The sequence below is a fragment of the Pseudomonas sp. 01L34 genome (assembly GCF_056400265.1).
In genome coordinates this window covers 387,646-402,386 of sequence record NZ_JBFTSX010000006.1, presented here as the reverse complement: position 1 = coordinate 402,386, position 14,741 = coordinate 387,646, and the positions used below count along the sequence as shown (strand labels likewise).

At 60.8% G+C, this 14,741-nt stretch carries 14 protein-coding genes and 1 riboswitch; of the genes, 2 read left to right on the top strand and 12 right to left on the bottom strand.

All coding sequences use genetic code 11. From position 1 onward, the window contains the following. Window positions 1-10: 10 nt before the first annotated feature. The 7 genes from AC1DQM_RS20800 to AC1DQM_RS20770 form a co-directional block, all read right to left on the bottom strand. Window positions 11-532: a retropepsin-like aspartic protease family protein gene (locus AC1DQM_RS20800; RefSeq protein WP_018928522.1), complete on the bottom strand. Its 522-nt coding sequence runs from the start codon at window positions 530-532 to the stop codon at window positions 11-13. After that, a complete protein-coding gene (locus tag AC1DQM_RS20795) occupies window positions 529-1,518 on the bottom strand; it encodes an esterase-like activity of phytase family protein (RefSeq protein ID WP_064616003.1) in 990 nt (329 codons plus the stop codon). The genes AC1DQM_RS20800 and AC1DQM_RS20795 overlap by 4 nt, the downstream gene beginning before the upstream one ends. Continuing rightward, on the bottom strand, window positions 1,518-3,425 hold the full coding sequence (gene parE, locus AC1DQM_RS20790) for a DNA topoisomerase IV subunit B (RefSeq protein WP_018928524.1): 1,908 nt from the start codon (window positions 3,423-3,425) through the stop codon (window positions 1,518-1,520). The genes AC1DQM_RS20795 and parE overlap by 1 nt, the downstream gene beginning before the upstream one ends. Window positions 3,426-3,467: 42 nt before the next feature. Further along, complete coding sequence (locus tag AC1DQM_RS20785) at window positions 3,468-4,076, bottom strand: YqiA/YcfP family alpha/beta fold hydrolase (protein WP_018928525.1); 609 nt, start codon at window positions 4,074-4,076, stop codon at window positions 3,468-3,470. A 161-nt stretch (window positions 4,077-4,237) separates the two neighbouring features. Then, complete coding sequence (gene cpdA / locus AC1DQM_RS20780; protein ID WP_477746778.1) at window positions 4,238-5,053, bottom strand: 3',5'-cyclic-AMP phosphodiesterase; 816 nt, start codon at window positions 5,051-5,053, stop codon at window positions 4,238-4,240. 111 nt (window positions 5,054-5,164) lie between these two features. After that, window positions 5,165-5,617, bottom strand: a complete 453-nt coding sequence (locus AC1DQM_RS20775; protein ID WP_007939629.1) for a DUF1249 domain-containing protein — start codon at window positions 5,615-5,617, stop codon at window positions 5,165-5,167. After that, the gene (locus AC1DQM_RS20770) at window positions 5,608-6,225 is read right to left on the bottom strand and encodes an NUDIX domain-containing protein (protein ID WP_018928528.1); all 618 of its coding nucleotides are present in this window, start codon (window positions 6,223-6,225) and stop codon (window positions 5,608-5,610) included. The genes AC1DQM_RS20775 and AC1DQM_RS20770 overlap by 10 nt, the downstream gene beginning before the upstream one ends. Window positions 6,226-6,454: 229 nt before the next feature. Between AC1DQM_RS20770 and AC1DQM_RS20765 the strand changes: the two genes are divergently transcribed. Continuing rightward, entirely contained in the window at window positions 6,455-7,201 is a 747-nt protein-coding gene (locus AC1DQM_RS20765) for an RsiV family protein (protein ID WP_064616001.1), read from the top strand. On the opposite strand, the gene cytX is transcribed toward AC1DQM_RS20765, so the two are convergent. From cytX to AC1DQM_RS20750, 3 genes are all read right to left on the bottom strand, one after another. After that, complete coding sequence (gene cytX, locus AC1DQM_RS20760) at window positions 7,170-8,462, bottom strand: putative hydroxymethylpyrimidine transporter CytX (RefSeq protein WP_064616000.1); 1,293 nt, start codon at window positions 8,460-8,462, stop codon at window positions 7,170-7,172. The genes AC1DQM_RS20765 and cytX overlap by 32 nt on opposite strands. A gap of 212 nt (window positions 8,463-8,674) precedes the next feature. Continuing rightward, on the bottom strand, window positions 8,675-10,564 hold the full coding sequence (gene thiC / locus AC1DQM_RS20755) for a phosphomethylpyrimidine synthase ThiC (protein ID WP_018928531.1): 1,890 nt from the start codon (window positions 10,562-10,564) through the stop codon (window positions 8,675-8,677). 166 nt (window positions 10,565-10,730) lie between these two features. Continuing rightward, window positions 10,731-10,836, bottom strand: a riboswitch (TPP riboswitch). 7 nt (window positions 10,837-10,843) lie between these two features. Next, window positions 10,844-10,978, bottom strand: a complete 135-nt coding sequence (locus tag AC1DQM_RS20750) for a hypothetical protein (protein WP_477746777.1) — start codon at window positions 10,976-10,978, stop codon at window positions 10,844-10,846. Between the two features lie 51 nt (window positions 10,979-11,029). Here AC1DQM_RS20750 and AC1DQM_RS20745 point away from each other — a divergent pair, with 51 nt between their 5' ends. Next, window positions 11,030-12,463: a TolC family outer membrane protein gene (locus AC1DQM_RS20745; protein ID WP_477746776.1), complete on the top strand. Its 1,434-nt coding sequence runs from the start codon at window positions 11,030-11,032 to the stop codon at window positions 12,461-12,463. A 66-nt stretch (window positions 12,464-12,529) separates the two neighbouring features. On the opposite strand, the gene waaA is transcribed toward AC1DQM_RS20745, so the two are convergent. Further along, complete coding sequence (waaA, locus tag AC1DQM_RS20740; RefSeq protein ID WP_477746775.1) at window positions 12,530-13,807, bottom strand: lipid IV(A) 3-deoxy-D-manno-octulosonic acid transferase; 1,278 nt, start codon at window positions 13,805-13,807, stop codon at window positions 12,530-12,532. 22 nt (window positions 13,808-13,829) lie between these two features. Next, complete coding sequence (locus AC1DQM_RS20735; protein ID WP_018928534.1) at window positions 13,830-14,720, bottom strand: LysR family transcriptional regulator; 891 nt, start codon at window positions 14,718-14,720, stop codon at window positions 13,830-13,832. Between the last annotated feature and the right edge of the window lie 21 nt (window positions 14,721-14,741).

Below are 14,741 nucleotides of genomic sequence, written 5' to 3'. Positions count from 1 at the left end.
GCGGGCCTCATTATTTCGTGGTCTGGCGCAGCAGCATGGTGCCACCGCGCTGGGTAAATTCAAGTTTGTTCAGTGCGCTCATGCCGAGCAGCACTTGATTGCCGTGCAAACCGGGCGCCACCAGCGCGCGAACGTCACGCAGCACGATGGCGCCCAGTTGCAGCCGGTCGAGGCGGGTCCGATAACCCTCACTCAAGCCATTGGCCGTGCTCAGGGTCACCCCGAAGCCTTTTTCCAGTTTCAATCGTTCAGCCATTTCGGCCGGGATCGACACATCGGTTGCGCCGGTATCGAGCATGAACTCCACGGGCTGGCCGTTGATCTGGCCGGTGGCGACAAAATGCCCCTGGCTGTTACCGATCAGCTTCACCTCGATAAAACCCTGGCCCTGCTCAGAGCTGACGACGGTGTTGGGATTCTGTTGACGCTCCTCCCATTGACCGAAGAACCGCGTTGCCAGAAACAGCGCGGCGCCCCAGGCCAGCACCATCAACACCCGACCGGCGCGTTTGCCCGGCGGTTGCTGACTCATGGCTTGGCACTCCAGCCACCTTCAGGCGCGGCAAAGCGCCACACAATCGGCCGTACTTCACCGTCGGCGCGCGCACCGTAGTTGTTGTCGATACCGATCCAGGCACCGTCGACGTCCACGATCAACGCTTCCGCCAGCCCAAAGGGCTGTGAATAACGACGGTTTTCCTGCAAGGCCTCGGCGGCAAACGACCAGCAGCGCTCGACCTTGGTCGTCACCGCATCACGGCGACAGATCTGAAAGGCGTTGCGCTCAAGGGTAAACAGCTTGCCGTCGAACAATGACAGATCAGAAAAATCCCGAGGGCGCGCTCTGGCGTGGGGAAATTGCGCTGGCTGCATTTCCACCCCGCCTTCACTCAGCAGCACACAGCTACCGTCGCAGTCCCACACTGTTTGCTGGCGCTTGATCAGCAACAAACCGCGGCGCTCACGTTCGGCGGCCAGCCACAGCGTGTCACCGGCCGGATTGATCGCCAGGCCTTCGAACAACGCATTGAAGTGCAACAACATGCCGCTCGCCCGCGCTTCGCGCACCAGCATCGGCGAGATTTTCAGCCAGGACGCAGGCCCGGTTGGCGGTACTTGCAACACCGCGGCGTGGCCTTCGCTGACGATATAACGATTGCCCGCGCTGTCACAGGTGATGCCTTCGAAATCCAGATCCCCGCCCCGCACGAACGATGCCGCCCAAGTCCGCGCACGCAAGCCCCAAGGCAAACCGGTGTCGGGCACCAGGGGTACGTCAATGTGCACGGTTTCGGCTTGCCAGGTGGGGTTGCGGGTGTCGAGGCGATAGATTTGATCATCGTCGCGATCCGAAACGGTCCACAGCTCCTTGCCACACTGGGCCAGCCCCGACAGATTGCCGCCGCGCATGCCGTCGACGGCATGTTCGGACAACAGGCGCAGCTCTGGCGCGGGTTCCGCGCAAATCGTTACCGAAGTCAGCAGCAACGCACACGCCAGGGCCCAGCCAAAGCGCATCAGCCCAGAACCTCGGCCAAGTTGCCTTTGGATTCCAGCCAGGTCTTGCGATCGCCCGCGCGTTTTTTCGCCAGCAGCATGTCCATCATTTCCGAGGTCTCGGCGAAATCTTCACCCAGCGTCAATTGCACCAGACGCCGCGTGTTCGGGTCCATGGTGGTTTCGCGCAACTGTGGCGGGTTCATTTCACCCAGGCCCTTGAATCGGGTGACCTGCGGCTTGCCGCGTTTCTTCTCGGCCACCAGGCGATCGAGGATGCCGTCGCGCTCGGCCTCGTCGAGGGCGTAGTAGATCTCTTTGCCCAGGTCGATACGGTACAGCGGCGGCATCGCGACGTAGACGTGACCAGCCTCCACCAGTGGGCGGAAATGCTGGACGAACAAGGCGCAGAGCAAGGTGGCGATGTGCAGACCGTCGGAGTCGGCGTCGGCGAGGATGCAGATCTTGCCGTAACGCAACTGGCTCATGTCCGCCGCGCCCGGGTCGACACCAATCGCCACGGCGATGTTGTGCACTTCCTGGCTGGCCAGTACTTCGCTGCCGTCGACTTCCCAGGTGTTCAGGATCTTGCCGCGCAATGGCAGGATCGCCTGAAATTCTTTGTCCCGCGCTTGCTTGGCCGAACCACCGGCGGAATCACCTTCCACCAGGAACAACTCGGAACGCATCGGGTCCTGCCCGGCGCAGTCGGCGAGCTTGCCCGGCAATGCCGGCCCTTGGGTAATGCGTTTGCGCTCGACCTTCTTGCTGGCCTTCAGACGACGGCCGGCGTTGTTGATCGCCAGTTCGGCCAGCAACATGCCGGTTTCCGGGTTGGCGTTGAGCCACAGGCTGAAAGCATCCTTGACCACGCCGGAAACGAAGGCGGCCGCTTCACGGGAGGACAGGCGCTCCTTGGTCTGGCCGGAGAATTGCGGTTCCTGCATCTTCATCGACAGGACGAAAGCGATACGTTCCCAGACGTCTTCCGGCGCCAGCTTCACACCACGCGGCAACAGGCTGCGGAACTCGCAGAACTCGCGCATGGCGTCGAGCAAGCCCTGACGCAGACCGTTGACGTGGGTACCGCCCTGGGCTGTCGGGATCAGGTTGACGTAGCTTTCCTGAACGCTGTCGCCACCCTCGGGCAACCACAGCAACGCCCAATCGACGGCTTCCTTGTTACCGGCCAGACTGCCGCAGAACGGCTCGTCCGGCAGGCGTTCGAATTCGCTGACGGCGTCTACCAGGTAGGAGCGCAGGCCGTCTTCGTAATGCCATTCGACTTTCTCGCCGGTGGCCTTGTCTTCAAAACTGACCAGCAACCCCGGGCACAGAACGGCCTTGGCCTTGAGCACGTGCTTGAGGCGGCTGATGGAGAATTTCGGTGAATCGAAATACTTCGGGTCCGGTGCGAAGAACACGCTGGTGCCGGTATTGCGCTTGCCGACGGTGCCGACTACTTCCAGCTCGGTTTTCTTGTAACCGTCGGCGAAGGTCATCTGGTATTCGTTGCCGTCGCGTTTTACACGCACCCGGACTTCGGTCGACAAGGCATTGACCACGGAAATACCCACCCCGTGCAAACCGCCGGAGAACTGGTAGTTCTTGTTGGAAAACTTGCCGCCCGCATGGAGTTTGGTGAGGATCAGCTCGACGCCCGAAACACCTTCTTCCGGGTGAATGTCCACCGGCATGCCACGGCCGTCATCGCTGACTTCCAGGGAGTGATCGGCGTGCAGGATGACCTGCACCGACGTTGCATGCCCGGCCAAGGCTTCGTCGACGCTGTTGTCGATGACTTCCTGGGCGAGGTGGTTCGGCCGACTGGTGTCGGTGTACATGCCGGGGCGTTTGCGCACCGGGTCGAGGCCCGAGAGGACTTCGATGGCGTCTGCGTTATAAGAGCTAGCGCTGGGAGTGGCCATGGGGTCTCGTCGTCAGTGTTCAGTGAAAATAGGGGGCAATGATCACAGTGCTGTGAAATCGATCGCCTGATACAAATCTGCGCCGATGCCGGCAAAACTCAATATTGCCGGCAGTTGCGCGGCAAAACCCTGGAAACTATGGTCGCCGCCGGCCTGAATGCGCAAGGCACAGGCCCGGTAATATTGCTGGGCGAGGCGATAGTCCAGTGTTTCATCGCCAGTTTGCAACCATACCTGAAACCGCTGCGGATCCTGGGGCGCCGGCACTTCCAGCTCGGCCAGGGCCGTCACGTGGTCGTGGGTCATTTCCCAGGTCTCATCGGTATACAGGTTTTTCTGCGTCCCCAGAAACCCGTCGAACATCCGGTGTGGGCTGACGGCAGGGTTGATCAACAGGGCTTTCAAGCCATGGCGCTCGGCCAGGTGAGTCGCATAGTAGCCGCCGAGTGAGCTGCCGACCAGCAGTGGCCGCCCCAGCTCCACAATCGCCTGTTCCAGCTGAGCGATGGCCTCACGGGGATGGTGATGCAGGGCCGGTACACGCAACTGATCGCTCAAGCCCAGCCGTTCCATCACATTCATCAACTGACAGGCCTTTTTCGACGCCGGCGCGCTGTTAAAACCATGGATATAAAGGATCGAACCAGACATTTGAGCTCCCTGTGCGTCGGGTAAAGAAGGCGGAGTTTACAGGGACTCGGGGGGAATCGGGGGGAATCGGGGACATGCGTGGGATTCATGTCGCCTGAGCGAATGCCATCGCGGGCAAGCTCGCGATGGCCACGCCTCGGTCTTTGAAAATGACAAAGAAATCAGTAGCCGTTGGAGCCGTAATCAATCTGGAAATCGAACCCGGTCACGCGCTCAACGCCAGTTTCAAGCTGACCATCGGGCAACAGCCGCAACCACCGATACCCCGGCGCCTGCTCACTCACCTTGAAATCGTCGCTGCCCGGCTCGAACTGGATGCAGGTCGAGGGCGATGCGATCAGGCGAACACCGTTGCGCTCTTGATCAATCTCCTGATGAACATGCCCCCAAAGCACCGCACGCACCTGCGGAAATCGATCCAGCACCGCGAACAACGCCTCTGGATTGCGCAATCCAATGGGCTCCATCCACGCACACCCGATCGACACCGGATGATGATGGAAACACACCAGATGATGCCGCTGCGGCGCCTCGCTCAACGAGCGCACGAGCAATTGCAACTGCTCATCCTGTAAATACCCCGGCACCGAACCCGGCACCGCCGAATCGAGCAACGTCACCCGCCAGTTGCCGATGTCCACCACCGACTCCAGCAATGCACTGTGCACCGCCGCCTCGGCCATGATCCGCGGCTCGTCGTGATTACCGGGGATCCAGCGCGCCGGGGCATCGATCTGCCGGGTCAGGTCGCGAAACAGCTGGTACGACTCCAGCGTCCCGTCCTGGGACAGATCGCCAGTGGCAATCATCAGATCGATCTGCGGTTGCTGCTTCAATACCAACTCAATCACCTGTTGCAGGCTGTCGCGGGTATTCATGCCCAGCAACGTCGCGTCCGCCTCGGCAAACAGATGACTGTCGGAGAGTTGCACCAGCAACGCCGGATCGGCGGTGGTCAAAGTGGATACGCTCGGCAAGGCGTTCTCCCAGGGCGTGATCACGGGATTGGAAAGTGCCGCAATTATGCTGGGGGACGATCAAAAGAGGAAACCTGTGAACCGGAAGCAGTTCACAACTACACAGCACTCTTAGCGCACAACGGCGTACTCGTGTCCGCAAGCCAGGCAATGACTCAGCCATTCCCCCAGGAACAGATTGAGTTGAGCCTTTTCGTCCGGCTGATGCATCGCGGCGTTCGGGTAAGGATAGATGCCGCGAAAGCGTCGTGCATGTTCGGCGCTGATAACTTCAGCCATGCGCGCGTCGTGATACACCTGCACTTCCAGTTGCGGCACCGGCAACCAGGGCAGGCTGTGTTCCTGACGCACTTGCAGGGTGGTGGTGTATGGACAGGCTTGCAGCACTTCCAGGGCCAGCACGCCCAGCATCTGGTCACCCTGGGTCACGGCAATGCGCCGGGCCGCCGGATCGTTGCGCATGTCCGGCAACAGTCGCATCAGGCGCGCGTAGTTGGCCTCGCAGGAAGCTTGCAGCCCCACGAGATCAACCCGATAGCGATCGCGCAGCTTGTTTACGACCATAACCCCCTCACTTCCACGCGGTTCAAAGCCAACCACTGCAAGGCAATGATGCTCGCTGCGTTGGCAATACGTCCGTCACGCACGGCTTGCAGGGCATCTTCGAAAGCCCAGACCGTGACGCGAATATCTTCAGCCTCTTCCTCCAGCCCATGCAGGCCGCCAACCCCGGCACTGTCACAACGCCCCAGGTACAAGTGCACAAACTCGTTACTGCCACCCGGCGATGGAAAATATTTGGTCATCGGCCAGAGCGCCCCGAATACAAGTCCAGCTTCCTCCTGCGCTTCGCGGTGAGCAACTTCTTCTGGTATTTCATCCTTGTCGATCAGACCGGCGACCAGTTCGATCAGCCACGGATTGTCGGTCTTGCCCATGGCGCCGACGCGAAACTGCTCGATCAGCACCACTTCGTCGCGCAGTGGATCATAAGGCAGCACACACACCGCATCGTGGCGCAAGAACACTTCACGATTGATCTCGCGACTCATGCCACCGTCAAACAATTCGTGGCGCAAGTGCACGCGGTCGAGCTTGTAGAAGCCCTCGTAGCACTTTTCGCGCCGAACGATATCAACGGCGGTCGGAATGGCGTTGGCAAAATCAGTCATGACAATCCTCGTTTACTGCAAATCCGTTACGAGGCTCCTTTTGGTTACTTGCAACCTCGACTTCGCGCCATCCTAACGCGCCCGCGATGTTTGATGCAGCCCCTTTACAGTCAGCGGGATAGACGGTGAGGGCGAAACCAACTCTAATTAGCTTAGTGGCGAACTGACTGCCTCGTTGAGAGTCGAAGCGGGTAACTTTTCGCCTTCCCCTGTTTCATTAAGGACGCCCATGTCGCTTTTCAAGATCGCCTCCGTGGCCGCCATCGCCCTGACCCTGGGTGCGTGCCAGAGTCTTTTCCAGCCCAATTACCGGGCGCCGCTGGAAACCACCCGCGACGCTTCCGAACAGCTGAAACCGGGTTGCGCCAACCCTGACTGCCCGCTGGTGAACATCGATACGCTGCACTTCCCGGCTGAGCCTGCGCTTGACGGCATCATCGAAAAACGTTTGCTGCAAATGACCCGCACCTCACCCGACGCCCCTGTAGCGCCGACACTGGCGGCGTATCGCGAGCAATTTTTGAGCAGTGCCGAGCCGCGCTACAGCAGCTACTTGCAAGCCAAGGTACGTGAGCAGCATGACGGCTTGGTGATCATTGAATTGTCCAGCTATCTGGACAGTGGCGGTGCGCATGGCACGCCGGGCCGCGGTTTCATCAACTACTCGCGTCAGCAGCATAAAGTGCTGACGCTGTCGGACATGGTGATTCCGGGGCAGGAAGAAGCGTTCTGGAAAGCGGCCCAGGTGGCGCACAACAGCTGGCTGATCAGCACCAAACTCGATCAGGAGCCAGAGTTCGTCAAGAGCTGGCCCTTCGTGAAAACCCAGAACGTGGCGTTGACGTACGGCGGGGTGATCCTCAAGTACGAAGTGAGCACCCTTGCGCCTTACGCATTGGGCCACGTCGAACTGAAGATCCCCTACCCACGCCTGAACGGCATTCTCAAGCCTGAGCTGTTTCCCGGCCGTAGCTGAAGGCTCGACCAAGCACCAGTTGCAGCAGCCCTGCCAGTACCAGCGACGGCAGGGTTGCGCCGATGTCCGGATAGAGATTGGCCAGCAAGTGATAAGTGCTCACCCCGCCCAGCCAGGCGAGCAACGCCGGCCAGCGCAAGGCAGCCGATGCCACACGGGCACTGCGCTTGCGCAGGATGAAGTGATCCACCAGCACCACGCCGAACAGCGGCGCAAACACCGAACCGATCAACAGCAGGAAATTCTGGTACTGGGCCAATGGCGCCAGGCAAGCGATCAGCGTGCAGATCACGCCGATGGCCAAGGCCAGATGCTCGACTTTCAAGCGCAGCAGAATCCCGCTGGACACCGCCGCCGAATGAATATCGGCAAAGGCATTTTCTGATTCATCCAACAGAATCAGCAGCAACGGAATCCCCAGGCCCGCACCGGCCAGCGCCAGCAGCAAGGCATTCACTTCACCACTCGGCGCGAACGCCAGGGTATACGCCACGCCCAGGCTCATCAGCCAGAAGTTACCGATAAAGAAACCCAACGCCGTACCGCCGAACACATTCTTCGCACGCTTGCCGAAGCGCGAGTAGTCGGCAATCAGCGGCAGCCAGGACAGCGGCATCGCGATCGCAATGTCGAAGCCCACGGCGAACGGCATCGAACCATCACCGGCCTGCGCCCACAACGCCGCCAGGTCGGCCTTGGCGAACAGGTTCCAGGTCAGCCAGATGCACGCGGCCAGCAACAGCCAGATGCCCCACTTGCGCAGGATCTTGCGTACGAAGGTCAGCGGACCGCTGACCGCCAGCAAAGTCGCCAGTGCACCGAAGAACAGCGTCCATAGCAGCGGGTTCGACCACAGGCTGCCTTCGCTGAATGCACGGGCGCCGAGCAGGCTGGCGGCGTCGCGCATCACGATGATTTCGAACGAACCCCAACCGATCAGTTGCAGCAGGTTCAGCACCGCCGGAAGGCTCGCGCCTTTTGCACCGAGGCTGAGTTTGAGCGCGGCCATCGATGACAGGCCGGTGTCACTGCCGATCACGCCGACAGCGGCCAGCAACAGCACGCCGACCAGCGTGCCGAGAAAAATCGCCAGCAATGAACCGGACAGGCCCAGACCCGGCGCGAGCAACGCGCCGGTCTGCAATACCATCAGGCCGATGCCGAGGGAGAACCACAGGGAAAACAGATCCCGACCGCCGAAGACGCGCTTGTCGGTCGGCACGGCGGTATCCGGGGAGTAAGTGCTGGGTTGGATGCTCAAGGGTGTTATCTCAGAGGAACATGTGTTGTGGTGTTGACCACCCTTTGTGGCGAGGGAGCTTGCTCCCGCTGGTCTGCGAAGCAGACCCAAAACAAGTCACCGCGGTCTGACAGTCAGGTTGCGATTACCGATTTTACGACTGCTTCACAGCCGAGCGGGAGCAAGCTCCCTCGCCACAAGGGTAAGCGGCGCACCCGAGTGCGCCGGTCAGATCAAACCTTCTTGTACAGCTGACTGCCTTCCTGCTTGAACCGCTCAGCCTGTTCCGCCAGTCCCTTGGCGACTTCGGCATCGACGGTTTCGATCCGCTGGTTGGCCGCATATTCACGGACTTCCTGGGTGATCTTCATCGAGCAGAATTTCGGCCCGCACATGGAGCAGAAATGCGCGACCTTGGCCGAATCCTTCGGCAGGGTTTCATCGTGGTACGAGCGCGCGGTGTCTGGATCGAGGCCCAGGTTGAACTGGTCTTCCCAACGGAATTCGAAACGCGCCTTGCTCAAGGCGTTGTCGCGAATCTGTGCCCCCGGATGCCCTTTGGCCAGGTCGGCGGCGTGAGCGGCGATCTTGTAGGTGATGATCCCGGTCTTCACGTCATCCTTGTTCGGCAGGCCCAAGTGCTCCTTCGGCGTCACGTAGCAGAGCATGGCGCAACCGAACCAGCCGATCATCGCCGCACCGATACCGGAAGTGATGTGGTCGTAGCCTGGGGCGATGTCGGTGGTCAGTGGGCCAAGGGTGTAGAACGGCGCCTCGTCGCAGCACTCCAGCTGCTTGTCCATGTTCTCTTTGATCAACTGCATCGGCACGTGGCCCGGGCCTTCGATCATGCACTGCACGTCATGCTTCCAGGCGATTTTGGTCAGCTCGCCGAGGGTTTCCAGTTCACCGAATTGCGCTTCGTCGTTGGCGTCGGCAATCGAGCCCGGACGCAGGCCATCGCCCAGCGAGAAGCTGACGTCGTAGGCCTTCATGATTTCGCAGATGTCTTCGAAATGGGTGTAGAGGAAGTTTTCCTTGTGATGCGCCAGGCACCACTTGGCCATGATCGAACCACCACGGGAGACGATGCCGGTCACGCGCTTGGCAGTCAGCGGCACGTAGCGCAGCAACACGCCGGCGTGGATGGTGAAGTAGTCGACGCCCTGCTCGGCCTGTTCGATCAGTGTGTCGCGGAACAACTCCCAGGTCAGGTCTTCGGCGACGCCATTGACCTTCTCCAGTGCCTGATAGATCGGCACGGTACCGATCGGCACCGGCGAGTTACGGATGATCCATTCGCGGGTTTCGTGGATGTGCTTGCCGGTGGACAGGTCCATGACCGTGTCCGAACCCCAGCGAATGCCCCAGGTCAGCTTCGCCACTTCTTCTTCGATGGACGAACCCAAGGCACTGTTGCCGATGTTGCCGTTGATCTTCACCAGGAAGTTACGGCCGATGATCATCGGTTCCAGTTCGGTGTGGTTGATGTTGGCCGGAATGATCGCGCGACCGCGGGCGATCTCTTCACGGACGAATTCCGGGGTGATGATTTTCGGCACGCTGGCGCCAAAGCTGTGGCCGGCGTGTTGCTGGTCCAGCAGGCCGGCGGCGCGGGCCACTTCGAGCTTCATGTTTTCGCGGATGGCGACGTATTCCATCTCGGCGGTGATGATGCCTTTACGGGCGTAGTGCATCTGGCTGACGTTGGCACCCGGCTTGGCGCGGCGCGGGTTGTTGACGTGAGCGAAACGCAGCTTGGTCAGTTCCGGGTCAGCGAGGCGTTCCTGACCGAAGTTGGAGCTCAGGCCGGACAGACGCTCGGTGTCGCCACGGGATTCGATCCACGGCGACCGCACATCGCCCAGGCCTTTGCGCACATCGATGGTGACATTGGGGTCGGTGTACGGGCCCGAGGTGTCATATACCACCACTGGCGCGTTGATTTCGCCGCCGAAGTCAGTCGGGGTCACATCCAGGCTGATTTCGCGCATCGGCACGAGGATGTCGGGGCGTGTGCCCTGAACATAGATTTTTTGCGAGCGGGTAAACGGCTGAACCGATTGCTGATCGACCTTGGCCGAGTCACTCAGGTTGGTTGCGCTTTTTGATTTTGTAGTCATCACGGGCTCTCCAGACACACATCCAGGCGGTGGATTTTTGTCGGAGCGAACCTGTAAACGAATGGACGCACGGGCGCTGGAAATTCCAGCAGGTGCTGTGCTCGATGCTCGAGGGGTGTTCGATTGTCGAACAACATCCCGGACGAAGCACAAGAGGACTCGCCGGGTGACGAGAAATCTTGTTCCCTACGCAGGCGCTAACCTGATCAGGTTCAACGGGATCCGAAATTATTCGATCTCAGCCTCATAGCAAGGCACCCCGACAAGAACCCGGCCAGTCTAGACATAACCGGCAAAGAACGCCAACACCACGGTAAACACCATGATGAATGGCGCAATCAGCGGATTGTTGCGATGCCTGCGTGCATCTACACTCGCTACGCCGTGCCGCGCCTTGACGCTGCAGGGCGCCACGCCGTAGCCTTGGCGTTCAAATTATCAGCATAATTTTTTAGGGATGGCCTCATGCTGCGCAAACTCTCACTGGCCCTTGCCGTGTCTTGTGCGTCCAATGGAATGGCCTGGGCAGCAGAAGCGCCCTTATCGACCAAGACCGACCTGGTCAGCGTCTATCAAGAAGCGGTGGACAACAACGCCGATATCGCCGCCGCCCGCGCCCAGTACGGCGCCCAGAAGGAAGTCGTGCCCCAGGCCCGCGCCGGGCTGCTGCCCAACCTGTCGGCCGGTGCCGACATGAACAACACCCGCACCGCGCTCGATCAGCCATCGGTGACCTCGAACCGCAGCGGCACGGTGTATCAGGCAACCCTGGCGCAACCGATTTTCCGCGCTGATCGCTGGTTCCAGTTCCAGGCTGCCAAGGACGTCAACGAACAGGCCGCATTGCAACTCTCGGCCACCGAACAGAACCTGATCCTGCAAAGCGCCGAAAGCTACTTCAACGTGCTGCGCAGCCAGGACAACCTGGCCTCGACCAAGGCCGAAGAAGCAGCCTTCAAACGCCAGCTCGACCAGTCCAACGAGCGCTTCGACGTCGGCCTGTCGGACAAGACCGATGTGCTGCAATCCCAGGCCAGTTATGACACGGCGCGGGCCAACCGGATTCTCGCCCAGCGTCAGGTGGATGACGCGTTCGAAGCGCTGATCACCCTGACCAACCGTCAGTACAACTCGATCCAGGGCATCGTCCACACCTTGCCGATCCTGCCGCCGGCGCCGAATGACGCCAAGGCCTGGGTCGACACCGCCGCCAAGCAGAACCTCAATCTGCTGGCCAGCAACTACGCGGTGAGCGCCGCCGAAGAAACCCTCAAGCAACGTAAGGCCGGGCATGCCCCCACCCTGGATGCGGTCGCGCAATACAAGAAAGGTGACAACGACGCCCTCGGCTTTACCAACCCGAGCGCGACCGGTGTGCGTTACGGTGGCGATGTGGAGCAACGTACCGTCGGCCTGCAATTGAGCATCCCGATCTACAGCGGCGGGCTCACCAGCTCCCAGGTGCGTGAGTCTTATTCACGGCTGGATCAAACGGAACAACAACGCGAGGCGCTGCGTCGCCAGGTCGTGGAAAACACCCGTAACCTGCACCGCGCCGTGAACACCGACGTCGAGCAGGTGCAGGCGCGTCGGCAGTCGATTATTTCCAACCAGAGCGCGGTGGAAGCGACCGAAATCGGTTATCAGGTGGGGACACGCAACATCGTCGACGTGCTCGATGCCCAGCGTCAGCTGTACACCTCGGTGCGCAACTACAACAACACGCGCTACGACTACATCCTCGACAACCTGCGCCTGAAGCAGGCCGCCGGCACCTTGAACCCGGGGGACTTGCAGGACCTGACCCGTTATCTCAAAGCCGACTACAACCCGGACAAGGACTTCTTGCCACCAGATCTGGCGAAGGCTGCGGCGGAGCAGTTGAAAGCGAGGCCTTAAACAGCAAAAGATCGTCCGAAGGCTCGGGCCGCGTTCGGACGATCTTTTTTGTTCGCGCGACTCGGTCTACCGCTCGATCAACCTGCCCAACCCGTCCAGCAACCGCTGCAACGCACCCTGATTGGTGCGCATTACCTTCAGCCCCGCCTCCGCCATCTGCTGTGCATCGCGCGGCAGTTCGAACAGCCGCTGCACCGCCAGTGCCAGACCTTCAGCATCATCGACCTCGGCCAGCGCCCCAGCGCTGCGCAACTGCGCGGCGATTTCGAGGAAGTTGAACAGGTGCGGCCCACTGAGCACCGGTTTGGCCAAGGCCGCCGGTTCCAGCAGGTTATGGCCACCATTGGGCACCAGGCTGCCGCCGACGAAAGCGCTGTCGGCCAAGGCGTAGAGAAACAGCAACTCGCCCATGGTGTCGCCCAGCAACACCGAAGTATCTGCGGTCACCGGCTCGCCCGTCGAACGCCGCACCGTGGTGAAACCTTTTTGCCGGCACAACTCAAACACCGGGTTGAAGCGCTCCGGATGACGCGGTACCAGAATCAACAAGGCATCGGGATGATTGGCCAACAGCCGACGATGGGCATCGAGCACCACTTCGTCTTCACCTTCATGGGTGCTCGCGGCGATCCACACCGGGCGATCCTGCGCCTGCCATTGCCCGCGCAGCTCGGCAGCACGCTGCAGCAGTTGCGGATCGATAGTCAGGTCGAACTTGATCGAACCGGTCACTTCAACCGTTTCCGGGCGCGCGCCCAAATCGCGGAAACGCTGCGCCTCGGCTTCGGTCTGCACTGCGAACAGGCTCATCTCGGCGAGCATCGGCCGGGTCAGTTTATGGAAGCGGCCATAACCTTTGGCCGAGCGCTCAGACAGTCGCGCATTGGCCAGGGCCACGGGAATTCCACGCTTGGCGCACTGATGGATATGGTTGGGCCAGAGTTCGGTCTCCATGATCACCGCCAGTTTCGGCCGGGCCCGATCAAGGAATCGCGCTGCAGCGCAAGGCAAGTCATAAGGCAAATAGCAGTGCTGGATGCGCGGCTCGTTGGCAAACAGCGCCTGGATGCGCTCAGACCCGGTCGGGGTCATGCAGGTGACGGTGATCGGCAGCGTCGGATATCGCTGCAGCAAGGCACGGATCATCGGCGCCGCGGCGATGCTTTCGCCTACCGACACCGCGTGCACCCAAAGGCCGTCCGGCTTCATCGCCGGTAGCGCGAGGGAGAAACGCTCGCCAATGCGTTTGGCGTACGCCGGCGCCTTGCGCGCCCGCAGCCAAAGCCGAATCGCTACCAATGGCAGCCCCAGGTAAAACAGCGCGGTGTAGAGGGTTCTATTCATGGCGGCGGAGTTTATCGGTTTTTTAGCCAATCGCCTGCAAGTGCACGGCAAAACGTTCCGCCAGCCAACGGGCTGCCGGGCCGAGGGGCTCGTCGCGGCGCCAGACCAGCTCCACAATCAATGCCGGCGGCGTCCATTCGCTGGTCAGTTCGACCATCAGATTCTGATACGCCGGGTACTGCACCACGTGGCGCGGCAACCAGGCCCAGCCGAGGCCGCGCATCACCCATTCGGCCATCACATAGAAACTGTCGGCCCGCCAGACCTGCGGGCTGGCTGGTTCACTGCCGGGATAGACGCTGGACTGCGTGGACATCAGCAGCTGTCGATGCTGCGCCAGTTGCTGGCAATTGACCTGCGTCTGCTGCGCCAACGGATGCCCCACGCCGCACACCGTGACCATTTCAACGCTGCCCAACACTCGGCGCTCAAGGGCTTCGGGAATCTGCTCGTGATAAAACAGCAAGCCCAGGTCGGCCCGGCGCTCCACCAGTTTGCGCGCGACATCGCCCTGGGCGGCACTGGTCAGTTGCACTTCGAGGCTGGGAAATTGTTCGGCCAGGGCTTCGAAGCTTTCAACCACTGCCTGATAAGGCATTGCCTCGTCCTGAGCCACCCGCAAACTCGCTTCCTGACCGCGCATCATCGCCAGTGCCCGGCCATTGAGGCGCTCACATTGGCGCAGCACTTCCCGCGCCTCTTCAAGCAGCGCGGTGCCGGCTTCGGTGAGTTTCGGCTGGCGACCACTGCTGCGATCGAACAGGCTGACGCCCAGGTCTTCTTCCAGCAGCGCAATCGAACTGCTGACCGCCGACTGCGCCTTGCGCTGATCCCGCGCCACCGCGGAAAAGGAACGTTGTTCCGCGACACTGACAAACAAGTGCAGCTGTTCCAGACTCCATTGCATATTCATGGCTCAACCCATCTCCAGAAC